Origin of the sequence: Pseudomonas rhizoryzae (assembly GCF_005250615.1) — a bacterium.
In the GTDB taxonomy this organism is placed as follows: Bacteria; Pseudomonadota; Gammaproteobacteria; order Pseudomonadales; family Pseudomonadaceae; genus Chryseomonas; species Chryseomonas rhizoryzae.
Genome location: NZ_SULM01000008.1, coordinates 21,367 through 44,711, shown reverse-complemented (window position 1 = coordinate 44,711; position 23,345 = coordinate 21,367). Strand labels below are relative to the sequence as shown.

At 66.0% G+C, this 23,345-nt stretch carries 26 protein-coding genes; 13 read left to right on the top strand and 13 right to left on the bottom strand.

Annotation, left to right across the window (positions count from 1 at the left end):
* Positions 1-11 precede the first annotated feature (11 nt).
* The 5 genes from dgcB to FAZ11_RS14220 form a co-directional block, all read right to left on the bottom strand.
* The gene (gene dgcB, locus FAZ11_RS14240) at positions 12-2,003 is read right to left on the bottom strand and encodes a dimethylglycine demethylation protein DgcB (RefSeq protein WP_058772052.1); all 1,992 of its coding nucleotides are present in this window, start codon (positions 2,001-2,003) and stop codon (positions 12-14) included.
* Positions 2,004-2,186: 183 nt separating this feature from the next.
* On the bottom strand, positions 2,187-4,247 hold the full coding sequence (gene dgcA / locus FAZ11_RS14235) for a dimethylglycine demethylation protein DgcA (protein ID WP_058761756.1): 2,061 nt from the start codon (positions 4,245-4,247) through the stop codon (positions 2,187-2,189).
* 91 nt (positions 4,248-4,338) lie between these two features.
* Positions 4,339-4,869 carry a DUF5943 domain-containing protein gene (locus FAZ11_RS14230; protein ID WP_058761757.1) on the bottom strand — a complete coding sequence of 177 codons (531 nt, stop codon included), beginning with the start codon at positions 4,867-4,869 and terminating at the stop codon, positions 4,339-4,341.
* 118 nt (positions 4,870-4,987) lie between these two features.
* A complete protein-coding gene (locus FAZ11_RS14225) occupies positions 4,988-5,965 on the bottom strand; it encodes a dipeptidase (protein ID WP_058761758.1) in 978 nt (325 codons plus the stop codon).
* A 131-nt stretch (positions 5,966-6,096) separates the two neighbouring features.
* Positions 6,097-7,095: a GlxA family transcriptional regulator gene (locus FAZ11_RS14220; protein ID WP_058772051.1), complete on the bottom strand. Its 999-nt coding sequence runs from the start codon at positions 7,093-7,095 to the stop codon at positions 6,097-6,099.
* A 155-nt stretch (positions 7,096-7,250) separates the two neighbouring features.
* On the opposite strand from FAZ11_RS14220, the gene choX reads away from it, so the two are divergent.
* From choX to FAZ11_RS14185, 7 genes are all read left to right on the top strand, one after another.
* Complete coding sequence (gene choX, locus FAZ11_RS14215; RefSeq protein ID WP_058761760.1) at positions 7,251-8,183, top strand: choline ABC transporter substrate-binding protein; 933 nt, start codon at positions 7,251-7,253, stop codon at positions 8,181-8,183.
* A gap of 17 nt (positions 8,184-8,200) precedes the next feature.
* A complete protein-coding gene (cdhC, locus tag FAZ11_RS14210) occupies positions 8,201-9,088 on the top strand; it encodes a 3-dehydrocarnitine:acetyl-CoA trimethylamine transferase CdhC (RefSeq protein ID WP_058772050.1) in 888 nt (295 codons plus the stop codon).
* Complete coding sequence (locus FAZ11_RS14205; RefSeq protein WP_058772049.1) at positions 9,085-10,029, top strand: L-carnitine dehydrogenase; 945 nt, start codon at positions 9,085-9,087, stop codon at positions 10,027-10,029. Before cdhC ends, FAZ11_RS14205 begins: the two co-directional genes overlap by 4 nt.
* A 9-nt stretch (positions 10,030-10,038) precedes the next feature.
* Positions 10,039-10,509 (top strand): thioesterase family protein, encoded by a 471-nt coding sequence (locus tag FAZ11_RS14200; protein ID WP_058761763.1) that lies wholly within the window; start codon positions 10,039-10,041, stop codon positions 10,507-10,509.
* A 36-nt stretch (positions 10,510-10,545) separates the two neighbouring features.
* Positions 10,546-11,700: a gamma-butyrobetaine dioxygenase gene (locus FAZ11_RS14195; protein WP_058772048.1), complete on the top strand. Its 1,155-nt coding sequence runs from the start codon at positions 10,546-10,548 to the stop codon at positions 11,698-11,700.
* Complete coding sequence (locus FAZ11_RS14190; RefSeq protein WP_058772047.1) at positions 11,697-12,620, top strand: alpha/beta hydrolase; 924 nt, start codon at positions 11,697-11,699, stop codon at positions 12,618-12,620. Before FAZ11_RS14195 ends, FAZ11_RS14190 begins: the two co-directional genes overlap by 4 nt.
* A gap of 344 nt (positions 12,621-12,964) precedes the next feature.
* Positions 12,965-13,219 carry a hypothetical protein gene (locus FAZ11_RS14185; RefSeq protein WP_058761766.1) on the top strand — a complete coding sequence of 85 codons (255 nt, stop codon included), beginning with the start codon at positions 12,965-12,967 and terminating at the stop codon, positions 13,217-13,219.
* A gap of 35 nt (positions 13,220-13,254) precedes the next feature.
* On the opposite strand, the gene FAZ11_RS14180 is transcribed toward FAZ11_RS14185, so the two are convergent.
* Both FAZ11_RS14180 and FAZ11_RS14175 read right to left on the bottom strand, forming a co-directional pair.
* On the bottom strand, positions 13,255-14,133 hold the full coding sequence (locus FAZ11_RS14180) for an alpha/beta fold hydrolase (protein ID WP_058761767.1): 879 nt from the start codon (positions 14,131-14,133) through the stop codon (positions 13,255-13,257).
* Position 14,134: 1 nt separating this feature from the next.
* Positions 14,135-15,220, bottom strand: coding sequence for a tartrate dehydrogenase (locus FAZ11_RS14175; protein ID WP_058772046.1), 1,086 nt, complete (start codon positions 15,218-15,220; stop codon positions 14,135-14,137).
* Between the two features lie 103 nt (positions 15,221-15,323).
* On the opposite strand from FAZ11_RS14175, the gene FAZ11_RS14170 reads away from it, so the two are divergent.
* From FAZ11_RS14170 to FAZ11_RS14160, 3 genes are all read left to right on the top strand, one after another.
* Positions 15,324-16,220, top strand: coding sequence for a LysR family transcriptional regulator (locus tag FAZ11_RS14170; protein ID WP_058772045.1), 897 nt, complete (start codon positions 15,324-15,326; stop codon positions 16,218-16,220).
* Between the two features lie 74 nt (positions 16,221-16,294).
* On the top strand, positions 16,295-17,134 hold the full coding sequence (locus FAZ11_RS14165) for an AraC family transcriptional regulator (protein ID WP_058772044.1): 840 nt from the start codon (positions 16,295-16,297) through the stop codon (positions 17,132-17,134).
* Positions 17,135-17,180: 46 nt separating this feature from the next.
* Complete coding sequence (locus tag FAZ11_RS14160; protein ID WP_058767060.1) at positions 17,181-17,765, top strand: LysE family translocator; 585 nt, start codon at positions 17,181-17,183, stop codon at positions 17,763-17,765.
* On the opposite strand, the gene FAZ11_RS14155 is transcribed toward FAZ11_RS14160, so the two are convergent.
* From FAZ11_RS14155 to FAZ11_RS14145, 3 genes are all read right to left on the bottom strand, one after another.
* On the bottom strand, positions 17,762-18,097 hold the full coding sequence (locus tag FAZ11_RS14155; protein ID WP_058772043.1) for a type II toxin-antitoxin system RelE/ParE family toxin: 336 nt from the start codon (positions 18,095-18,097) through the stop codon (positions 17,762-17,764). The genes FAZ11_RS14160 and FAZ11_RS14155 overlap by 4 nt on opposite strands.
* On the bottom strand, positions 18,094-18,342 hold the full coding sequence (locus FAZ11_RS14150; RefSeq protein ID WP_058761773.1) for a type II toxin-antitoxin system Phd/YefM family antitoxin: 249 nt from the start codon (positions 18,340-18,342) through the stop codon (positions 18,094-18,096). The genes FAZ11_RS14155 and FAZ11_RS14150 overlap by 4 nt, the downstream gene beginning before the upstream one ends.
* Positions 18,343-18,470: 128 nt before the next feature.
* Positions 18,471-19,379: a LysR substrate-binding domain-containing protein gene (locus FAZ11_RS14145; protein ID WP_058761774.1), complete on the bottom strand. Its 909-nt coding sequence runs from the start codon at positions 19,377-19,379 to the stop codon at positions 18,471-18,473.
* A gap of 110 nt (positions 19,380-19,489) precedes the next feature.
* Between FAZ11_RS14145 and FAZ11_RS14140 the strand changes: the two genes are divergently transcribed.
* A complete protein-coding gene (locus FAZ11_RS14140) occupies positions 19,490-20,092 on the top strand; it encodes an FMN-dependent NADH-azoreductase (RefSeq protein WP_058761775.1) in 603 nt (200 codons plus the stop codon).
* A 498-nt stretch (positions 20,093-20,590) separates the two neighbouring features.
* Here FAZ11_RS14140 and FAZ11_RS14135 read toward each other — a convergent pair whose 3' ends face one another.
* Entirely contained in the window at positions 20,591-21,571 is a 981-nt protein-coding gene (locus FAZ11_RS14135) for an aldo/keto reductase (protein WP_058772042.1), read from the bottom strand.
* Positions 21,572-21,688: 117 nt separating this feature from the next.
* Between FAZ11_RS14135 and FAZ11_RS14130 the strand changes: the two genes are divergently transcribed.
* Positions 21,689-22,117, top strand: a complete 429-nt coding sequence (locus FAZ11_RS14130; RefSeq protein ID WP_058761777.1) for an OsmC family protein — start codon at positions 21,689-21,691, stop codon at positions 22,115-22,117.
* Between the two features lie 110 nt (positions 22,118-22,227).
* Positions 22,228-22,356 (top strand): hypothetical protein, encoded by a 129-nt coding sequence (locus FAZ11_RS25210; RefSeq protein WP_275044825.1) that lies wholly within the window; start codon positions 22,228-22,230, stop codon positions 22,354-22,356.
* A 224-nt stretch (positions 22,357-22,580) separates the two neighbouring features.
* Here the strand turns inward: FAZ11_RS25210 and FAZ11_RS14125 are convergent, their stop codons facing one another.
* Positions 22,581-22,814, bottom strand: a complete 234-nt coding sequence (locus FAZ11_RS14125; RefSeq protein ID WP_058772041.1) for a hypothetical protein — start codon at positions 22,812-22,814, stop codon at positions 22,581-22,583.
* Between the two features lie 63 nt (positions 22,815-22,877).
* Positions 22,878-23,294 (bottom strand): MarR family winged helix-turn-helix transcriptional regulator, encoded by a 417-nt coding sequence (locus FAZ11_RS14120; protein ID WP_058761779.1) that lies wholly within the window; start codon positions 23,292-23,294, stop codon positions 22,878-22,880.
* Positions 23,295-23,345 lie beyond the last annotated feature (51 nt).

Here is a 23,345-nt window from a genome sequence, read left to right as displayed (position 1 = left end):
ACGGCGATTGATCACGACACCACCTCCGCCACCGGCCGACGCGCGGCTGCCGGCTTGCTATCCAGCGGCGCCTCGACGATGGCCTCGGCCACCAGCTCGGCGATGTCCTTGATTTCCGGACGCGGGGCGACCACGCCTTCCAGCATCAGGGTGCACTGGGGGCAGCCCACGGCCACCAGCTCGGCGCCGGTTTCCTTGATGTCGGCCATGCGCATGTCGGGAATCCGCTGCTTGCCGGGGATGTCGGTGATGGGGGCACCGCCGCCACCGCCACAGCAACGCGAACGGAAGCCGGAACGCTCCATCTCCTTGACCGCGATACCCAGCGCCTTGAGCACGGCGCGCGGAGCCTCGTATTCACCGTTATAGCGGCCCAGGTAGCAGGGATCGTGATAGGTGATGGTGGCGCCCTGCTCGGCCAGAGCGTGCTGGCCCAGGTGCAGGGTGCCGCGGCTGAGCAGCGCCTCGATGAAGGTGCTGTGGTGCTGGACCTGGTAGTGGCCACCCAGGGCGCCGTATTCGTTCTTGAGCACATGGAAGCTGTGCGGATCGCAGGAGACGATGGTCTGGAAGCGGTACTTGCTCAGGGTCTCGATGTTGCGCTTGGCCAGTTGCTGGAAGGTCGCCTCGTCGCCCAGGCGACGTGCCACGTCGCCACTGTCACGCTCTTCCAGGCCGAGCACGGCGAAGTCCACCTTGGCGGCCTTGAGCACCTTGACGAAGGCGCGCAGGGTGCGTTGGTTGCGCATGTCGAAGGCGCCGTCCCCGACCCAGAACAGCACCTCGGCTTGGCCCTTGTCCTTCATCAGCGGCAGATCCAGGTCGGCCGCCCAGTTCAGGCGTCCACCCGGGGCGAAGCCGCCGGGGTTGTCGGTGGCGATGAGGTTTTCCAGCACCTCGGCACCCTTGTTCGGCGTCTCGCCGCGCTCCAGGGTCAGGTGCCGGCGCATGTCGACGATGGCATCGACGTGCTCGATCATCATCGGGCACTCCTCGACGCAGGCACGGCAGGTGGTGCAGGACCAGAGGGTCTCGGCATCCACCAGGGCCTTGCCCTGGCGGGCGACGATGGGCAGGTGCGGACCACCGGCATGCTCGCCCACCGGCTTGCCGGGATAGGGCGAGCCGAAATAATGGGCATCGCTGCCACCCTTGAGGCCCACCACCATGTCCTGGATCAGCTTCTTGGGATTGAGCGGCTGGCCGGCGGCAAAGGCCGGGCACATGGCTTCGCAACGACCGCACTGGACGCAGGCGTCGAAGCCGAGCAGTTGGTTCCAGGTGAAGTCGGCGGGCTTTTCCACGCCCAGCGGCGCCTTGGGATCGTTCAGATCCAGGGCCTTGAGGCCGCTGGAACGCGCGGGATGAGCGTCGCTCGACGTGCTGAAGCGCTCGGCGCGGCGGTGCCAGGCCAGGTGCAGGGCACCAGCGAAGGCGTGCTTGATGGGGCCGCCCCAGGTCATGCCGAGGAAGAGTTCGGAAACGCCCCAGGCCACGCCGACCGCCAGGACCGCGGCAAGAAGCCAACCACCGAAGTTTGGCGGCAGGATGCCGGCGACCGGCAGGGTGGCGATGAAGAAGCTCGCCGCGAAGGCCAGCAGGCTCTTGGGCAGGCGCATCCAGGGGCCCTTGGACAGCCGTGCCGGCGGGTTGCGGCGGCGCTTGGCGACGAACAGGGCACCGGTGAACATGCAGACGGTGGCCGCCAGCAGCGCCCAACCGAGGATACGGCTGTGCAGACCGAAGCCATGCACCAGGATGGCCAGCAGCGCCGCCAGGACGAAACCGCCAGCGGTGGCGACGTGGGTCTTGGAAATGTACTTGTCGCGATCGACCACGTGGTGCAGATCCACCAGGTAGCGGCGCGGCATCTTCAGCAGCCCGCCGACCCAGTCGACCTGGGCAGGACGGCCCTGCCGCCAGAGACTGAAACGCCGCACGGCACCGATCACGGTAAGGGCCAGGGCGGCGAACAGCAGGATGGGGAGGATGGTGTCGAGCATTGCGAGTCTCCCTACGGGACCTCGGGTAGCGGCGGATCACCCCCTCTCCCTGGGGAGAAAGCTGGGATGAGGAGGCTGAATTCACGCCAAGGCGTCAGCTGAGCCCCCTCACCCCACCCTCTCCCTCAGGGAGAGGGGGCTGTCCGTGCCGACCGGACGTTGCGAACCCTCAAGGGGCGTGTCTTAGAAGTCCTTGCACAGGCGCAGGGCGTCGTAGATGGCGGCATGGGTGTTGCGCTGGGCCACGCAATCGCCGATCCGGTACAGCAGGTAGCCATTACCGGTCTCGCCGAGCGCCGGTTGGGGCTCGATGGCGAACAGGGCTTCGATGTCCATCTGACCCTTGTTGCGCGAGCCTTCCTTGAGGGCGTAGTAGAGCCCCTCGTCCGGACGCACACCGTTCTCGATGACCACCTGATCGACCACGCGCTCTTCGCGGGCACCGGTGTATTCGTTCTCCAGCACCGCGACCTTCTTGTCGCCCTCGGCGTAGACCTTTTCCAGCATCAGGTCGCCGGTCATGATCACTTCCTTGGGGTACATGCTGCGGTAGTAGGTCGGGAAGGTGGTGCCGCCGATGGCGACGCCCGGCTTGATGTCGTCGGTGACGATTTCCACCTGGGAGCCCTTGTCGGCCAGGTAGTCGGCCACGGACATGCCGGTGAATTCGCAGATGGTGTCGTACACCAGCACGTTCTTGCCCGGCTCGACCTTGCCCGAGAGGATGTCCCAGCTGCTGACGACCAGGCCGTCGGCGGCGTGCCAGTGCTCGACCTGCTCGAGGAAGGGATGACCGCCATTGGCCAGGATGACGATGTCCGGCCGCAGGTCGAGGATGGTCGCCGGATCGGCGGCGGTGCCCAGGCGCAGGTCGATACCCAGCCGCGCCAGCTCCAGCTGGTACCAACGGGTGATGCCGGCGATCTGGTCGCGCTGCGGGGCGCGGGCGGCCAGGGTGATCTGGCCACCGAGTTGCTCCTGCTTCTCGAACAGGGTGACGTCATGGCCGCGCTCGGCGGAAACGCGAGCGGCTTCCATGCCGGCGGGACCACCGCCGACGATCACCACCTTGCGCTTGGGCCCGGTGGACTTCTCGATGATGTGCGGCAGCCCCATGTATTCGCGACTGGTGGCGGCGTTCTGGATGCACAGCACGTCCAGGCCCTGGTACTGGCGGTCGATGCAGTAGTTGGCGCCGACGCACTGACGGATCTGGTCGACTTGGCCCATCTTGATCTTGGTGATCAGGTGCGGGTCGGCGATATGGGCGCGGGTCATGCCGACCATGTCGACGTAACCGCCCTCGAGGATCCGGGTGGCCTGGTTGGGATCCTTGATGTTCTGGGCGTGCAGCACCGGAACATTGACCACTTCCTTGATGCCAGCAGCCAGGTGCAGGAAGGGCTCCGGCGGATAGGTCATGTTGGGGATGACGTTGGCCAGGGTGTTGTGGGTGTCGCAGCCCGAACCGACCACGCCGATGAAGTCGAGCATGCCGGTGTCGGCGTAGTACTTGGCGATCTGCTTCATGTCCTCGTGGGACAGGCCGTCCGGGTGGAATTCGTCGCCGGTGATGCGCATGCCCACGCAGAAGTCATCGCCCACTTCGGCACGCACGGCCTTCAGCACTTCCATGCCGAATCTCATGCGATTCTCGAAGCTGCCACCCCATTCGTCGGTACGCTTGTTGACGCGCGGCGACCAGAACTGGTCGATCATGTGCTGGTGCACGGCGGACAGTTCGACGCCGTCCAGGCCACCGGCCTTGGCGCGACGGGCCGCCTGGGCGAAGTTGCCGATCACCCGCCAGATCTCTTCCGGCTCGATGGTCTTGCAGGTGGCGCGGTGCACGGGCTCGCGGATGCCCGACGGCGACATCAGGGTCGGCCAGTGGCCGCCGTCCCAACGCGAACGCCGGCCCATGTGGGTGATCTGGATCATGATCTTGGCGCCGTGCTTGTGCATGGCGTCGGCCAGATTCTGGAAGTGCGGAATGATGCGGTCGGTGGAGAGGTTGACCGAACTCCACCAGTGCTGCGGGCTGTCGATGGCGACCACCGAGGAACCGCCGCAGATGGCCAGGCCGATGCCGCCCTTGGCCTTCTCTTCGTAATACTTGACGTAACGCTCGGTGGTCATGCCGCCGTCGGTGGCATAGACCTCGGCATGGGCCGTGGAGAGTACGCGGTTGCGGATGGTGAGCTTGCCGATCTGGATCGGCTGGAACATTGCTTCGAAGGCCATGACCTTCTCCTCGATCGGCTGGTGCGCGGTCTGGAGCCGCGCTCTTGCTCTAGGTGTCGCTAGGGTGGCGGCGCCACCCTACGGAATGGCGTTACAGCGGACGGGTGACGAACAGGCCATCGTCGTGGCCTTCTTCGGAACCGCTGTATTCCTGCACGGTGACGGTACGGATGGCGCTGCCCTTGGCGGCCAGGATCTGATCGATGGCACCGGAGAACCAGCCGGTGAACATGTAGTCGACCTTGCGATTGACCTTGCCGTAGACGTAGACGAAGGCGGAGTGCTTGAGCTTGACCTCGGCGTAGCCGGTTTCCAGATCGAGCTTCTGGGTCTCGAACAGGCCCCAGCCGCGCTGTGACAGGCGCTTCATGTAGTGCTCGAACACCGCGGCGCCCTGGAGGCCATGGCACTCGGCTTCCTTTTCACACCAGTGCCAGGCGGACTTGTAGCCGGCCTTGTAGAGAATCTCGGCGTACTTGTCGGCGCCCAGGACTTCTTCGATACCCATGTGGTTGTTGACGAAGAAATGCCGGGGTACGTACAGCATCGGCAGGGCGTCGGTGGTCCAGACGCCGGTTTCGTCGTCGACCTGGATGGGCATTTCGGGGGCGTGGCTGGCCATGGGGTACTCCGGAGCAGAGGGTCGTAGGTCGGGCTGAGCGTTGGCGAAGCCCGACGATCGGAAAGGGGTGGTAAAGGTTTGTCGGGCTTCGCTGCGCTCAACCCGACCTACAGCGGGATCATTCGCCCCAGACTTCGCCGAGGATGCGCATCCAGTTTTCGCCCATGACCTTGCGCACGGTGCGCTCGGGCATGCCGCGCTTGAGCAGGGTCTCGGTCAGGTTGGGGAATTCGCCGACGGTACGGATGCCCAGCGGATTGACGATCTTGCCGAAGTTGGTCAGGCGACGGGCGTAGCCCTTGTCGTGGGTCAGCCACTGGAAGAATTCGTGGCCATGGCCCTGGGTGAAGTCGGTGCCGATGCCGATGGCATCTTCACCGACCAGGTTCATGACGTACTCGATGGCCTCGGCGTAGTCGTCGATGGTCGAGTCGATGCCCTTGGCCAGGAAGGGGGCGAACATGGTCACGCCGACGAAACCGCCGTGATCGGCGATGAACTTGAGTTCTTCGTCGGACTTATTGCGCGGATGCTCCTTCAGGCCAGAAGGCAGGCAGTGGGAGTAGCAGACCGGCTTCTTGGATTCGAGGATGACTTCCTCGCTGGTCTTGGAGCCGACGTGGGAGAGGTCGCACATGATGCCGACGCGGTTCATCTCGGCGACGATCTCGCGACCGAAGCCGGACAGACCGCCGTCACGCTCGTAGCAGCCGGTGCCCACCAGGTTCTGGGTGTTGTAGCACATCTGCACGATGCCTACGCCGAGCTGCTTGAAGATCTCGACGTAGCCGATCTGGTCTTCGAAGGCATGGGCGTTCTGGAAGCCGAACAGGATGCCGGTCTTGCCCTGGGCCTTGGCCTGGCGGATCTCGGCGGTGGTGCGCACCTGAACCACCAGATCGCTGCACTCACGGATCAGTTTCTGGCTGGCGGCGATGTTGTTGACCGTCGCCTGGAAGCCTTCCCACACCGAGACGGTGCAGTTCGCGGCGGTCAGGCCGCCCTTGCGCATGTCTTCGAAGAGTTCACGGTTCCACTTGGCGATGATCAGCCCGTCGATGACGATGCTGTCGGCGTGGAGTTCGGTGGCATTCATGACGGGCTCCGGCGAAAGTCTTGCGCCGGAACGAGTGCCGGCGATTCGAGGCCAGCATAGCCCCGGGGTTCCCGGCGACCGGATGCAAAAACGACAGAGGTATCACCAGAAGCGTCAGTGGCCGGGTCGCCCTACCCCGGCGGCAGGGCCAGGACCGCCGTGGCGGTTGCCGGCGCCGACGACCGGCCCATCTCGCGCCGCGGCCGATCTTCCCGCGGACTCAGGCCGAAACGCTGGCGATAGCAGCGGGAGAAGTAGGACGCGGACTCGAAACCGCAGGCCAGGGCGACCTCCAGCACGCTGGCATCGCCCTGTTGCAGCAGCTGGCGGGCCTTGTCCAGGCGCAACTGCAGATAGAAGGTCGAGGGTGTCGTATCCAGATAAAGGCGGAACAGCCGCTCCAGCTGGCGCCGGGTCACCTGGATGCCGGCGGCCAGCTCCAGGGTACCCAGGGGCGTCTCGGTGTGGCGCTCCATGCGCTCCACCACGCGGATCAGCTTGCGATTGGCGATGCCGTAGCGTTGCGCCACCTGGAGTCGTTGGTGCTCGCGCGGCGGCCGGATGCGGCCGAGGACGAATTGCTCGGAGACCTGCACCGCCAATTCGCTGCCGTGGCTGCGACCGATCAGCTCCAGCAGCAGATCGAGACTTGCCGTACCGCCAGCGCAGGTGATGCGCCCACGGTCGATCTCGAACAGCTCGCCGGTGACCTCCAACTGCGGCCAGGCTTCGCGAAAGGCCGCCACCGCCTCCCAGTGCAGGGTGACGCGGTAGCCCTCCAGCAGACCGGCTTCGGCCAGTATCAGGGCCCCGGTGTCGATGCCACCCAGGGGGTGGCCATGCCGGGCGACCTGGCGCAGCCAAGTGGCGAGGCCGTCGTCGTAGTGGGCCAGGGGCTCGAAACCGGCCACCACGAACAGAGTAGTGCCAGGCGCCAGCGTCTCGAGGCCGCCATCGACGTTGACCGACATGCCATTGCTGGCGGTCACCGCCGCACCCTCGCGACCGAGGATGCGCCAGGCGTAGCTGCCGGGGCGAAAGCGATTGGCCACCCGCAGGGGTTCCAGGGTGGCGATGAAGCCCAGTGCGGAAAAACCGGGCAGCAGGAGGAAGGCAAAGGACTGCGTCATGGTTAGAGCCTCTGCGGTAACGATGGCTACCGGCAAGCAAGAAGGTCGCCAGAATGCAAATTCCGGTCGTCAGACTGCGCATGGCCCCCCAGCGAGACGCCTAGGGTAGAGAACACCGGCAGTCATCCTCGGCCAGCCGCCACTAGGAGTTCGCCATGCCTTCCAAGACGCTCTGCTCCACCCTCCTCGCCTGCGGTCTGTTGGCCGCCACCCTGGGTAGTGCCCGCGCGGCCGATCCCGCCAGTTGCCAGACCGTGCGCCTGGGTATCGTCGGCTGGACCGACGTGGTCGCCACCAGCGCCCTGGCCGAGGTCATGCTCGAAGGCCTCGGTTATGAGGTCAAGCCGACCACCGCTTCGCAACAGATCATCATGGCGGGCATGGGTAACAAGGACCTGGATGTCTTCCTCGGCTACTGGCAACCGACCATGCAGCCGGTGGTGCAGCCCTTCGTCGACAAGGGCCAGGTCAAGGTGCTGACCCCACCGCTGCTGGCCGACGCCCAGTCCACCTTCGCGGTGCCCGATTACGTCTATGAAGGCGGCCTGAAGACCTTCGCCGACATCGCCCGCTTCAAGGACAAGCTCGGCGGCAAGATCTATGGCATCGAGCCGGGGAGCGGCGCCAATCGCGCCACCGCCGAGATGATCAAGACCAACAGGTTCGGCCTCAAGGACTTCCAGCTGGTGGAGTCCAGCGAGGCCGGCATGCTCAGCGCCGTACGCCGGGCCGAGAAGCGCAATGAATGGATCGTCTTCTTCGGCTGGAAACCGCACCCGATGAACCTGCAGATCAAGATGCACTACCTCAGCGGCAGCGAGGACATCTTCGGACCCGACGAAGGCAAGGCGACGGTCTCGGTGGTGACCACCGCGGACTATCCACAGCGCTGCCCCAATGTCCAGCATCTGCTCGCCAACCTGCACCTGGACAGCGCCGAAGTCAGCTCCGTGATGGCCCCCATCCTGGAGCGCACCGCGCCCAAGGACGCCGCCCGCGCCTGGCTCAAGGAGCATCCGCAACGCCTCGACGCCTTCCTGCAAGGCGTGACCACCTACGCCGGCCAGCCCGCCGCTCTCAAGCTCTGATCGCCAAGGAAAGACTCATGAACACCGATGTCATCATTACCTGCGCCCTCACCGGCGCCGGTGATACCGTAGGCCGCAATCCCCACGTTCCCGTTACCCCGGCGCAGATCGCCGAGGCGGCCCTGGAGGCCGCCCGCGCCGGCGCCACGGTGGTGCATGCCCATGTGCGCGACCCTGCCACCGGCAAGCCGAGTCGCGACGTGGCGCTCTATCGCGAGGTGGTCGAGCGCATTCGCGAAGCGGATGTGGACATCATCGTCAACCTCACCGCCGGTATGGGCGGCGACCTGGAAATCGGCCCGGGCGAGACGCCCACCGAATTCGGGCCGGGCTCGGATCTGGTCGGCCCGCTGACCCGCCTGCTGCATATCGAGGAGCTGCGCCCGGACATCTGCACTCTGGACTGCGGCACCCTCAACTTCGGCGACGGCGACTTCATCTATGTCTCCACCCCCGCGCAACTGCGCGCCGGGGCCAAGCGCATCACCGAGCTGGGGGTGAAGGCGGAGCTGGAGATCTTCGATACCGGCCATCTCTGGTTCGCCAAGCAGTTACTCAAGGAAGGCTTGCTGGAAGACCCGCTGTTCCAGATCTGCCTGGGCATTCCCTGGGGGGCGCCGGCCGACACCACCACCATGAAGGCCATGGTCGACAACCTGCCAGCGGGCGCCTGCTGGGCCGGCTTCGGCATCGGTCGCATGCAGATGCCCATGGCCGCCCAGGCCATGCTGCTGGGCGGTAACGTGCGGGTCGGCCTGGAAGACAACCTCTGGCTGGACCGTGGCGTCCATGCCACCAACGGCAGCCTGGTGGAGCGAGTGATCCAGATCATCGAGCGGCTGGGCGGGCGGGCTCTCAGCCCGGCCGAAGGGCGCAAGAAGATGAAGCTGGGAGGTGCCCAATGAGCGCCGTCTTTGCTGCCCTCGGGACCGGCGTGATCGGTGCCGGCTGGATCGCCCGGGCGCTGGCCCGGGGCCTGGACGTGCGTGCCTGGGACCCGGCGCCGGGCGCCGAGGCGGCCCTGCGCACTCGTCTGGCCAATGCCTGGCCGGCGCTGGAGGCCCAGGGCCTGGCGCCCGGCGCCAGCCTGGAACGCCTGAGTTTCCATACCGACCTGGAAGCCGCGGTAGCCGATGCCGACGTCATCCAGGAAAGCGCCCCCGAGCGCCTGGACCTCAAGCGCGACCTGCACGCCCGGGTCAGCCGGGCGGCGCGTGCCGACGCCCTGATCTGCTCCAGCACCTCGGGGCTGCTGCCCAGCGACTTCTACGCCGATGCCCAGCATCCCGAGCGCTGCCTGGTCGGCCATCCCTTCAATCCGGTCTACCTGCTGCCGCTGGTGGAGGTGGTGGGCGGGACCCAGACCTCGGAGGCCAATCTGGCGCGCGCCGAGGCCTTCTATCGCGAACTGGGCATGCGGCCACTGCGGGTGCGCAAGGAGGTGCCCGGTTTCATCGCCGATCGCCTGCTGGAAGCCCTGTGGCGCGAGGCGCTGCACCTGGTCAACGACGGCGTCGCCACCACCGGCGAGATCGACGACGCCATCCGCTATGGCGCCGGCCTGCGCTGGTCGTTCATGGGCACCTTCCTGACCTACACCCTGGCCGGCGGCCCGGCGGGCATGCGCCACTTCATGCAGCAATTCGGCCCGGCATTGAAGCTGCCCTGGACCTACCTGGAAGCGCCGGAGCTGACCGACGGCCTGATCGACGCCGTGGTGGAGGGCACCCAGGCGCAACAGGGCGACCTGGAACTGGCCGCGCTGGAGCGCTATCGCGACGACTGCTTGCTGGCGGTGCAGGCGGCCATCGCCGAGTGCAAGGCGCGCCACGGCATCCGGGACTAGGAGGACAACATGCTCATCCACAGCACTGCAGTCGCCCCTGACTGGGTCGACTACAACGGCCATCTGCGCGATGCCTACTACCTGCTGATCTTCAGCCACGCCACCGACGCCCTGATGGACGCCATGGGCCTGGACGCCGCCGGCCGCGCAGCCAGCGGGCACTCGCTGTTCACCCTGGAGTGCCATCTCAACTTCCTGCACGAGGTGAAGGCGGACGCCCAGTTGGAGGTGCGGGTGAGATTCCTGGCCCTGGACGCCAAGCGTCTGCACCTGCACTTCGGGCTGTACCGCGAAGGCGAGACCGAGCTGCTGGCGGCCTCCGAGCAGTTGCTGCTGCACGTCGACCTGGCCGGCCCCAGGTCGGCGCCCTTCGCGCCGGCGGTGCACGACTGGCTGGCGACCCGCTTGGCGGCGCAGCAGGACGAGCCCTGGCCGGAGCACGTCGGGCGGGTCATCGGCCTGCCGCCGGCCAGAAAATAACAATCAACCATCAGGATAATCCGGAGCCACTGTGACATGAGCGCTAGCCCTGACTACAGTACCTATGACGTCATCAGTCCAATACGCACGGCCCTAAGGGATGGCGCTCACGTCTCGGTCCATTGGATGGACGGCCGGAAAAGTCCCTACCATCTCCTCTGGCTGCGGGACAACTGCCCATGCCAGCACTGCGTCTATCCCGTTACCCGGGAGCAAATAGTCGAGATAGTGGATATTCCTGAAGATATCCAGGCCTCTGAGGTGACCCTCAAGGACGATGGCAGTCTGGAAGTGCTCTGGCACGACGGCCATGCCAGCACCTACGACCCGGGCTGGTTGCGCGCTCACGCGTACGATGAAGAATCCCTGGCCGAGCGGCACGGGCTGAGACCCAAGAAAAAGCTCTGGGACAAAGGGCTGGAGGTTCCTGCCTTCCAGTATTCCGAGATAATGACCGACGATGCCGCGCTACTGTCCTGGCTGATCGACGTGAGGGACACCGGCCTGTCTCTGCTGCATGGCGTGCCTGTCGAACCAGGCTCCCTGGCAGCGGTCGCGAAACGGATTTCATTCATACGCGAATCCAACTTCGGCACGATCTTCAACGTCCAATCCAAAGCCGACGCCGACAGCAACGCCTATACCGCCTTCAATCTACCGCTCCATACCGATCTGCCGACCCGGGAGTTGCAACCGGGGCTGCAATTCCTGCATTGCCTGATCAATGACGCAACAGGCGGAAGCAGTACCTTCGTGGATGGCTTCAAGCTCGCTGAAGTCCTCAGAGAAGAGGATCCCGAGTCCTTCGAGATACTCACCACGATACCCATCGAATTTCGCAATCGAGGGAAGTCTTCCGACTATCGCTACAAGGCTCCCATCATTGCCTTGGACGAAAACCAGGAAGTGTCGGAAATTCGCATGGCGAACTTCTTGCGCGGCCCTTTCAGTGCCAGCCAGGAAACCATGCCGCTGCTCTACCGCGCCTACCGGCGTTTTATCACCATGACCCGGGATGATCGCTTCCGCTACCGGCACCGCCTCGCAGCGGGTCAACTGTGGTGCTTCGACAACAGAAGGGCCCTGCATGCCCGGGATGAATTCGATCCCACCAGCGGCGCGCGTCATTTCCAGGGCTGTTATGTCGATCGAGATGAGCTGCATTCCCGCATTCGCGTGCTGCAACGATGAGCCAGCCGCCGCTCTCGGCGGACATGGTTGCCTTCGTCGCGGCCAGTCAGGCCTTCGCCACTGACGATCCGGACATCGGCGCCCAGCGCCGGGCCTATGCCCGGCTCTGCGCCGCCCTGGCGCCAGCGGACTACCAAGGTTTGGCGGTCAGCGATCACCAGGCCGGAGGCGTACCGCTGCGGTTGGTGGCGCCGCGGGAACCCGCGATCGACCGCCCCGCCCTACTCTATCTGCACGGCGGTGGCTGGATGGTGGGCGACCTGGATTCCCACGGCTTTCTCGCGGCACGCCTGGCGCGACGCCTTGGGCTGGCCGTCTTGCTGGTGGATTACCGCCTGGCACCGGAGCATCCCTACCCCGCTGCGCTGGAGGACGCCCTTCAAGCCTGGGAGTGGTTGCGGCACGAGGCCCCGCGGCTGGGGCTGGACGACACCCGGCTGGCAGTGGCCGGCGACAGCGCGGGCGGCAACCTGGCCGCTGCCCTGTGCCTGGCCCTGCGCGCCCGCGGCCAGCGCCAACCCCGCCTCCAGGCGCTGGTCTATCCAGCCCTGACGGCCCGAGTGCTGCCCAGCGAACACGAGCAGGCCCAGGCGCCGCTGCTGAGCGCGGCCGACTGGCAGGCCTGCCTGGACAGCTATCTACCGGACCCGAGGGATCGCGAGGACCCACTGGCCCTGCCGCTGCAGGCCAGCGATCTCCGAGGGCTGGCACCCGCCTTCATAGCCGTGGCCCGCCGCGATCCCCTGCGCGATCACGGCCACGCCTATGCCCACGCCCTGCACGCCGCGGGTACGGCCTGTCGGCTCTGGGAAGGTGCCGGCCTGCTGCACGGCTCCTTGCGGGCGGCGGGTGCGCGCGCCGAGGCGCTGCGCCGGGCGTTGGAATCCAGCCTCGGCCAGGCACTGGCTTGTTCGACATAACGTCGCAGCCAGAAAACCGTCATCAGGTCAAAAAAAAACCTCAACCGCTGGAGACGGAAGAGGTTTAAACGCCCTGATGGGCCTCAGTGTGTAACCGGAGGTGGCTCGCCTTTGGTGGCGAACGACCTGAAAAATCCAAGGAATGGCGCCATTCTAACGTCGATCTCGACGCCTGCCCCTGCGGCAGATTGTCCGGGCTGAATGTCGTAATAAACCTACATTGCCTGGCTGGCTGGCGAAGCCCTATCCAAAAACGACATCGGACTGCGTACCGACGCCAGCCTGTCTTGTGGTCGACGTCGCTAATGCGAAAATCCGCCCGAAGACACCCAGAGGGCAGTGCCATGATGATCGCCGACTTGATCGACCAGGATGACTTCCGCGACCGCCTGCGCGCGCTCGGCTTCAACGTCAGTGCCGAAGCCTCGGCGGATGAAGCCTGCCGCCAGGCGCTGACCGCCCTCACCCAGGAGCGCGCCGTCGCCCTGCGTCAGCTGATCCAGGAGCTGTTGTCTGGCAGCGCCGCCCTGCTGCCGGCCGTACGCCAGGCCATCGATCAGCAATTGCTGCCCGCCCTGGCCCAGGCGCGTCAGGCCTGACGCAGGCTGGCCTAGTCGCCTGAGGCTTCTCGGCCTCAGGCGAAGAACGCCAGTGCCTCTTGCAGCACCAGCTCCGGCAATTCCTCGGCCAGGTAATGCCCGCCTGGCAAGGCCCGACCGCTGACCTGGGTGGCCACCTGGCGCCACTCGGCGAGGGGGTCGAAGCAGCGCCCCACCGTACCTTCCGCACCCCAGAGCACCCGCAGCGGTAACTCCAGCCGGCGTCCGGCGTCGAGGTCGGCCTGGTCGTGTACCAGGTCGATGCCAGCACTAGCGCGATAGTCTTCGCAGATGCCGCGGGCGGTGCCGGGCAGGCTGAGACAACGCAGGTACTCCGCCAGCACCTCCGGTGGAAAGGGCGCCAGGCCCGCGCTGCGGGTGCCCATCACTCCTTTCAGATAGCCTTCCGGATCGGCCTCGATCAGCCGTTCCGGCAGCGGCGCCGGGCGGATCAGGAAGAACCAGTGCCAATAGGCCCGGGCGAAGGCCTCGTCGGTCTGGCGATACATCGCCAGGGTCGGAGCGATGTCCAGCAGCATCAGCCGCTCAACCGCCGCTGGATGATCGAGCGCCAGGCGATGGGCGACCCGGGCGCCGCGGTCGTGGGCCAGCACGGCGAAGCGCTCATGGCCCAGCAAGCGCATCAGCTCGACGTTATCCCGCGCCAGGGTGCGCTTGCTGTAGGCCTCGTCGGCCGCGGCCGGCTTGGCGCTGTCGCCATAGCCACGCAGGTCGGCTGCCACCAGGGTGAAGCGCTCGGCCAGCCGTGGCGCCACCCGGTGCCACATGACGTGGCTCTGGGGATGGCCGTGGAGCAGCAGCAGCGCCGGGCCGCTGCCGCCGACGCGGCAATTCAGCTCGACACCGTTAACGCTCAGCCGGTGCTGGGCGAACCCCGGAAACAGGCCGTCCATCTCAGGCCAGGGCCGCGGCGATGGCCCGGCTCAGGCTCTCGGTGGTGCCCTGGCCGCCCAGGTCGCGGGTGAGGGGCGCCTGCTCCGGACCCTGACTCAGCACCGCCTCGATGGCCGCTACGACCGCCGCGCCGGCTTCGGCATGGCCGAGGTGCTCGAGCATCATGGCCCCGCACCAGATCTGGCCGATGGGATTGGCGATGCCCTGGCCGGCGATGTCCGGCGCCGAGCCATGCACCGGCTCGAACAGGCTGGGGAAGGTGCGCTCCGGGTTGATGTTGGCCGAGGGGGCGATGCCGATGGTGCCGGTGCAGGCCGGACCCAGGTCGGAGAGGATGTCGCCGAACAGGTTGCTGGCCACCACCACGTCGAACCAGTCCGGGTGCAGGACGAAATTGGCGGTGAGGATGTCGATGTGGAACTTGTCCACCGCCACCTCGGGATAGGCCTTGGCCATCTCTTCGACGCGCTTGTCCCACCAGGGCATGGTGATGGCGATGCCGTTGGACTTGGTCGCCGAGGTCAGCTTCTTACGCGGTCGCTGCTGGGCCAGGTCGAAGGCGAACTTGAGGATACGGTCGGTGCCGTGGCGGGTCATCACCGTTTCCTGGATCACCACCTCGCGTTCGGTGCCCTCGAACATAATGCCGCCGACGCTGGAGTACTCGCCCTCGGTGTTCTCGCGCACCACATAGAAATCGATGTCGCCCGGCTTGCGATTGGCCAGGGGTGCCTTGACCCCCGGCATCAGCCGGCAGGGGCGCAGGTTGACGTACTGGTCGAAGCGGCGACGGAATTGCAGCAGCGAGCCCCAGAGGGAGATGTGGTCCGGTACCACGTCCGGCCAACCGACCGCGCCGAAGTAGAGGGCATCGTAGCCCTTGAGCGTCTCGAACCAGTCGTCCGGCAGCATCTTGCCGTGGGCCTGGTAGTAGGCGGCGCTGGCGAAGTCGAAGTGGTCGAACTGCAAGGCGATGCCGAAGCGGCGGGCGGCGGCCTCCAGCACGCGGATGCCCTCGGGCATGACTTCCGTGCCGATGCCGTCACCGGCGATGACCGCGATCTTGTGGGGCTGAGACGCTTGCATGGGGATTCTCCGGCAGTTCGAGTGAGGTCCCCAGTGTAGTCTCGCACCGGAGGCGTACAATCCCGCCCAGAGGAAAGCTATTCTTAACCTGGAATCAAGAATCTTGTCCGCCGACGATCTCGCCTTTTTCGTCCGCCTGGCCGGTCATCCCAGCCTGACCGCCGCTGCGCGGGAACTGGGACTGTCCCTGGCGGCGGTGAGCAAGAGACTCACCGCGCTGGAGCGCCGCCTGGGCGTGCAACTGATCCGCCGTACCACGCGGCGGCTGGACCTAACCCCGGAAGGCCTGCGCTATCTGGAAGGTGCGCGGCCACTGCTAAGCCAATTGGAAGATCTGGAGGCCGAGGTCGGCCGCCCCGATGCGCCCCTGAGCGGGACGCTCAATCTCAACGCCACCTTTGGATTCGGTCGGCGGCACCTGGCGCCGCTGGTGTCGGATTTCGCGGCGCGCCATCCCCAGCTGGAACTCAATCTGCACCTCTCCAGCCATCCGGTGAATCTGCTGGAAGGCCCGTTCGACCTGGATATCCGCGTCGGCGAGCCACCGGATGCCCGGGTCATCGCCCATCGCCTGCTGGACAACCGCCGCCTGCTCTGCGCCGCCCCAGCCTACCTGGCCCGCGCCGGCACGCCGGCAAGCGTGGCGGACCTGGCGCACCATAACTGCCTGGTCTTGCGCCAGGACGCCGGTGACTACGCCGTCTGGCGCTTTACCAAGGCCGGCCAGCACTTTGCCCAGAAGGTGCGCGGCAGCCTGAGCAGCAACGACGGCGAGGTGATGGTGCGCCTGGCGCTGGACGGCCATGGCCTGATCCTGAGATCGGAATGGGACGTGGCCGAGTTGATCGCCAGCGGCGCTTTGGTGCCGGTGCTGACCGATCATGCAGCACCAGCGGCGGCCATCTATGCGGTCCATCGCCAGCAGCGCCACGTGCCCCGGCGGATTTCCGAGCTGATCCGCCACCTGGCACGGGAGCTGCCGGCACGGTTGGGGCGTTAGGGCTGCACGAATCTTCCAGACCGACTTCAGGTCAGTAACTAGACTGAAAGGCCCGAAAGCCCCCTTCTCTCGCCATGGCCGACGATCACTGGATCCAGCTGCAGCAAGATGCCGAGACCGGCATCGAGACCCTGCGCGCCCATTTCGAGGGCCATGCCTACGATCCGCATTGGCACGACGCCTATCTGGTGGGCTACACCGAGCAGGGCCTGCAGCAATTCCATTGCCGTGGCCAGCGTCATCGGAGCACTCCCGGGCAGGTCTTCCTGCTGGAGCCCGGCGAGTTGCACGACGGCCAGGCGCCGGAAGCCGAAGGCTTCACCTATTCCATGCTCTATCTCGATCCCCAGTGGCTGGCGCGCGAGCTGCAGGGGCTGCATGGCGACGCCCGGCCCCTGGGCGAGCCCGGCTTCGCCCGCACCCTGGTGGAGCAGGCCGAGCTACATCGCGCCGTGGCCTGGGCTCATGAGGTCCTGAGCCGGCCCGAGCTGCGCATCGTCCGCCAGAGCGCCCTGGATGCCCTGTTGCTGCGCCTGTTGCCGCACCTGCAATGGCGTGCGCCCCAGGCCGGCGATCCGCGGCTGCCCCAGGTAGCCCTGCGCGCCCGCGACATCCTGCACGCCCACCATCACGAGGACATCGGCCTGGAAGAACTGGCCCGGGCCTGCGGGGTGGACAGATTCCGCCTGACCCGCGCCTTCAAGGCGGCCTTTGGCCTCGCGCCCCATGCCTACCTGGTGCAACTGCGGCTGTCTCGCGCCCGCCGTCTGCTGGCCGATGGCCTGTCGCCGGCGGACACCGCCGCCGCCCTGGGCTTCGCCGACCAGAGCCATCTGGGTCGCTGGTTCCGCCGCGCCTACGGCCTGACGCCCGCCGCCTACCGCGCGCGCTGCTCGAATCTTCCAGACCGCTAGCGATGGGGCTGCGACGCTGGAGGCTCAGTCCTTCCAGGAGTCTCCCATGTCCCTGCTGCCCTTCCTGCTATTCGCCTTGGTCGCCTCCATTACCCCGGGGCCGACCAATGTGCTCATCCTCGGCCACAGTGCCCGCCATGGCGCCCGCGCCAGCCTGCCCCTGGTATTGGGCGGCAGCCTGGGCGCGGTGGCCCTGGTGCTGGTGGTGGGCTTCGGCCTTGGCCAGACCCTGGCCCGGCATCCCGACTGGCAACGCGGCCTGGCCTGGATCGGGGTGCTCTGGCTGAGCTGGCTGGCCTGGCAACTGGCCCGCGCCGGGGCACCGGAGGTGGCGGACGACAGCGCCCGCCTGGGCTTCGGCGGCACCGCCGGCCTACAGCTGCTCAACCCCAAGAGCTGGAGCATGGCGCTGGCGGTGGTGACCGTCTATGCCGAGCCCGGCGCGGATCTCTGGCACCAGGTCCTGCTGCTGGCCCTGGTGTTCCTGCTGGTATCCGTGCCCTGCCTGGGCCTCTGGGCGCTGCTGGGCCGGGCCGCGGCGCGCCACTTGAAATCGACACGGGCCTGGCGCGGTTTCAACCTGGGGATGGCGGGGTTGCTGCTGGTGTCGGCCTGGGCGACGGTGGTCTAGCGCAGTAGACAGTGGCGAATCAGCGCCTTTTCGACGCTCTGCTTCTGCCTGAGCACCAGCAGCACGACCACGGCTTCTTCGGCGGCCTTGATCTCGTAGAAGACCCGAAAACCGTAGTGGTTGAATTCGCGATAGTGCAGTAGGCCGAGCTCACTGGCTTGGTGGCTTACAGGAAAGGCCAGAGGCGCTGCAGGTAGCTGGCTTTCGATGGCGTTGATCAATCCAGTGATTTTAGTGAGCGCGGCCTGCTGGCCAATGTGATCGGCCAGGTGATGGATCTGATCTTCCAGGCTCAGGGCGGCGCACTCGGTGAAACGCAGCGTGACGCTCATTCCGTGGAGAAACGCCGGGCCAGGCGATCTTTCAATTGGTCAGCCGTCTGGTGTCGACCCTCTGCGTCTTCCCGCGAACTCAAGGCCAGCAGCTTGACCAGGGCCACCGCCTCGTCGCGGCGGCGGCGCTCCTGGTAGGACTCGATGACATAGGCCGGCACACCGTTCTGGGTCACGATCATGGGCTCGTCCAAATCAAGATTGGCCGCATGGCGTTTCAGATAGCTGATGGTCTCGGTCTTCATCGAATGTTCTCCATCGCATCCCTCCAGGCCAGAGGCGATACGAGCGTGGGTAAGAAACGACATTGCACCACAGGTCGTCCGCTGATGAAACCGAATAAGGACCGAATTACGCCCACTTCCGTCTCGCCCTAGACCGGCGCCCCGTCAGGAATCTGGAGACTGGCCTCCAGATGCTCCAACCAGGCGCGCACGGCTGGTAGTTGCCCGCGGCGATGGGCATAGGCGGCTTGCAGATGGCCGCCGGGGACGGACCAGGCCGGCAGTAATCGCTGCAGGCGGCCCTCGTCCAGCTCGGCCTGACAATAGATCAGCGGCAGCGCGGTATAGCCGAGGCCGGCCAGGGCGGCGGTCTTGCGGACGCCGAAGTCGTCGATGCCCAGCCGGGCTTCCAGGACCAGCTCGCGCCGCTCACCCTGGGGCCCCACCAGGCGCAGATGCACCTTGCGATCCACTTCGAGGGCGCCGAGCAGCGGAAGACCCAGCAGGGCCTCCGGTGCATCCAGGGGTCGGCCGGCGAGCAACCCCGGGGTCGCCACCAGTACTACCGCGGCCTGGCGCAGCCGCCGTACCACCAACCCGGGTTCCTCGTCGTCGAGATCCCGAACACGCAGGGCGACGTCCACCCCTTCGTTGATGATGTCCACCCGCCGATTGACCAGCAGCAGGTCCAGCTGCACCTGGGGGTAGCGCGCGAGGAACTGCGTCACCACCTCCGGCAGGTACTGCTGCGCCAGGGCCACCGGACAGGACACCCGCAGGGGGCCGCGCGGTTCGCTGGACAGGCTGGCGGCGGTTTCGGCGGCGCTCTCCGCCTCGCGCAGCAGCGCCTGGCAATGCACCAGGTAGCGTTCGCCCAGGGTAGTGAGGGTCAGGGTGCGGGTGGTGCGCTGCAGCAGGCGGGCGCCCAGGCGCGTCTCCAGCTCGGCGATGCGCCGCGACAGCCGCGACTTGGGAATGCCCAGCAGCCGACCGGCGGCGGCGAAACCGCCGGCTTCCACCACCTTGGCGAAATAGGCGAGGTCGTTGAGGTCTTGCATGGCGGATTGTCCTACCTATGGGACGATGCATCGCATTCTAGCGGACTAATCGATCATTCGACTTATCGGTAGTCTGAGCTCATCTTCTCGAACCCCACAGGACCACCGCTATGAAACTCCTGCACATCGATTCCAGCATCCTCGGTGATCATTCCGCCTCCCGCGCCCTGAGCGCCAAGGTCGTCGCTGCGCTCAAGGCCAGCCATCCTGGGCTGGACGTGACCTACCACGATCTCGCCCATGATTCGCTGGGCCACTTCTCCGCCGCCAGCCTGGCCGCCGGTGCCACCCCGGCCGAGCAGCGCAGCGCCGAACAGCGCGACGAAGCCGAGCGCAATGCCCGCGCCCTACAGGAATTCCTTGCCGCCGACGTGCTGGTCCTGGGTGCGCCCATGTACAACTTCACCATCCCGACCCAGCTGAAGGCCTGGATCGACCGCATTACCGTGGCCGGCACCACCTTCCGCTACGGCGAAGCCGGTCCGGAAGGCCTGTGCGGCGGCAAGAAGGCGATCATCGTCGCCACTGCCGGCGGCATCCATGCGGGCAAGCCCACCGGCATTGCCCATGAGGACTATCTGAAGCTGCTGCTGGGCTTCCTCGGCATCACCGACGTCCAGATCGTCCGCGCCGAAGGCCTGGCCTATGGTGACGAAGCCAAGGGCGCCGCCCTGGCCAGCGCCGAACGCCAGATCACCGAGCAGTACGCCTGAGTCTGGATGGCCCTCACCCCCGGCCCCTCTCCCTGAGGGAGAGGGGAGCGGTGCAGTCCTGAGGCTGGTGGTCCTGCCTAGTACGTGCGGGGATTCATCAGACTTCGGTCCGCGGGAAGCGACCCTCACTCCCGGCCCCTCTCCCTGAGGGAGAGGGGAGCGGAGCAGTCCCGACGCTGGTGGCCTTGCTTAGTACGTGCGGGGCTTCATCAGACTTCGGTCCGCGGGAAGCGACCCTCACCCCCGGCCCCTCTCCCTGAGGGAGAGGGGAGCGGAGCAGTCCCGACGCTGGTGGCCTTGCTTAGTACGTGCGGGGCTTCATCAGACTTCGGTTCGAGTGAAGCGACCTTCACCCTCGTCCCTTCTCCCTGAGGGAGAGGGGAGCTAGAGCCCAGAGATCGAGATTTGTGGGCCTTGGCTCAGGGCTTAGCCAAGGCACCGCCCCGCTCTTCCCCCTCTCCCTCCGAGAGAGGGCCGGGGTGAGGGCCGCACCGCTGCTCAGCTGAACCCCACCACCGGATGCGGCACATAGGGCGCTTCCAGGGCGGCGATCTCCTCATCGCTCAACTGCAGTTCCAAGGCCGCCACGGCGTCGTCCAGATGCTGCGGCTTGGACGCCCCGACGATGGGCGCATCGATCCCCGGCTTCTGCAGCAGCCACGCCAGCGCCACCTGGGCGCGCGGTACGCCGCGGGCCGCGGCGATGCGCGCCACGGCCGCGACTATCTGCCGGTCGGAATCCTCGCTGGCGGTATAGAGCGTCTTGCCATAGGCGTCGCTCTCGGTGCGCGCCGTGCTGGCGTCCCAGTCGCGGGTCAGGCGGCCACGGGCCAGGGGACTCCAAGGAATCACGCCAATACCGGCATCGCGGCACAGCGGCAGCATCTCCCGCTCCTCTTCGCGATTGAGCAGGTTCACGTGGTTCTGCATGGTGGCGAATTTCGTCCAGCCGTGGCGCTCGGCCGTGTGCAGGGCCTTGCCGAACTGCCAGGCGTACATGCTGCTGGCGCCGATGTGCAGCGCCTTGCCGGCCTTGACCACGTCGTGCAGGGCTTCCAGGGTCTCCTCGATGGGCGTCTGGTAGTCCCAGCGATGGATCTGGTAGAGGTCGACGTAGTCGGTACCCAGCCGCTGCAGGCTGGCATCGATGGCGGCGAAGATGGCCTTGCGCGACAGGCCGCCGACGTTGGGCTTGTCCCGCAGCGGAAAGTACACCTTGGTCGCCAGCACGATCTCCTCGCGCACGGCGTTGGCCTTGAGGAAACGGCCGACGATCTCTTCGCTGGTGCCGTCGGAATAGCTGTTGGCGGTATCGAAGAAGTTGATCCCCAGGTCCAGCGCTTTCTTCAGCAGCGGCAAGCTCTGGTCTTCCGGCAGGGTCCAGGGGTGATTACCCCGCTCGGGCACGCCATAGGTCATGCAGCCGAGGCAGAGGGGTGAGATCTTCAGGCCGGTACGGCCGAGGTTGCGGTACTTCATGTGGGCCTCCAAAGGTTGTCGAAAGGGTTGAACACGCAGGTCTTGGATCGATTGCAACGAACTTCCCGGCTGCTGCCTGGTTCTAGATGGATTCCTACCCATAACCGGAGACGCTCCATGAAGAAATATGCTTCCGCGGTCTGGCAAGGCGGCCTGAAAGACGGCAAGGGCCACATCACCACCGAGAGTGGCGCGCTGAAGGACAATGCCTACGGCTTCAACACCCGTTTCGAAGACACCCCGGGTACCAATCCCGAGGAACTGATCGGCGCCGCCCATGCCGGTTGCTTCTCCATGGCTTTCTCCATGCTGCTGGGTCAACAGGGTCTCACCCCTGAGCGCATCGAGACCAAGGCCGACGTCACCCTGGACAAGGTCGGCGAAGGTTTCGAGATCACCACCATCGACCTGACCATGAAGGCGAAGATTCCCGGTGCCACCCAGGAGCAGTTCACCACCATCGCCAACCAAGCGAAGGAAGGCTGCCCGGTATCCAAGGTGCTCAAGGGTGCCAAGATCAACCTGAACGCCACGCTGGAAGGCTAAGGGTGCGGTGTTGCCAGTGCCGCCTGGCACTGGCAACACCGCGTCATAAAGCCCTTCCGCAGCGCCAGGCTGATGGCTAGACTGCTCCGACCCCGCATTCGGAGCTTGCAATGAACGACTCCATTTTCATGGCTATCTTTTCCATCCTCTCGCTGCTGTTGCTTGCCGGCGGTGTCTATGGCTGCGTGATCCTCAATCGTCAGCGCAAGGACATCGAGAAGAACGACAGCGAAGGCTAGGCCGGTCGCCGACCAGCCAGGTAGTGGACGCCTGTAAACCGAAAGCTTCTGCACCTAGCTTGTCGCTGATCCTGGCAAAGAGGCAGTCGACGCGAGAAAGAAGTCACGGTGACGCCCCCCGCAACGCTTTTGTCGCCACTGCCAAGCGACAGCTCTCGCCGCTTCTGTTCCATCGTCGCTGCCCATGACGGAACCTCGATGGCACCGAGGTTCCACGTGGAGCATCAGCGCTCGAGCTTGCGCTCGACCTCGGCGGTCTTGCGTTTCAGCTCGTCCGCCTCCTGCTCCTTGGTCTTGATATCGGTGGGGGTGATGGCCTTGTCGATGGCATCGGTCGGTGCGGATTCAGGCTGCTGGATGTCCTTTTTCACTACATCCACGGGACGGCCCGCTTCGTCGACCGTAGGCTCGTTCGGTAGGGTCTTGCCCAGATGGGCATCGGAACGCTGATCGCTCATGGAGAACTCCTAGGTGGGTACTCTGCTTCGAGCCCAGCGACCATCACGGAGTTCGCCAACCGCTCAACGAGGCGTCCGGACCCGCTCCAGATAAGCCAGCAACTGCCGCTGCTCGGCCGGCTCCAGCGGCGCGAAGACCGCTTCCAGCGCCTGCTGACGCGGCACCTGGGCCTGCTCGAGGGCCTGGCGACCCTGCTCGGTGAGATGCACCAGCAGGGCACGCCGGTCCTGGGGGTGGGGCTCGCGACGGACCAGGCCATCACGCTCCAGGGCGTCAAAGGCATCGGTCAGGGTGCGCGGCGCATGCCGCAGTTGCTCGGCCACCTCGCCGGGGCGGCAGGGACCGAGGCGCTCCAGCACCATCAGCACCTTGTAGCGGGCAAAGGACAGACCCGACGCCTTGAGCGTCTCATCCAGTTGTTGGCGCATCTGCCGTTTGAGATCCAGCAGGGCCTCGGCAATGGCGGCGGCGGTTGACATGAAAGACTCTTACCTCGAATATAGTGAGGAACCTCAATTAATGGTACCTCC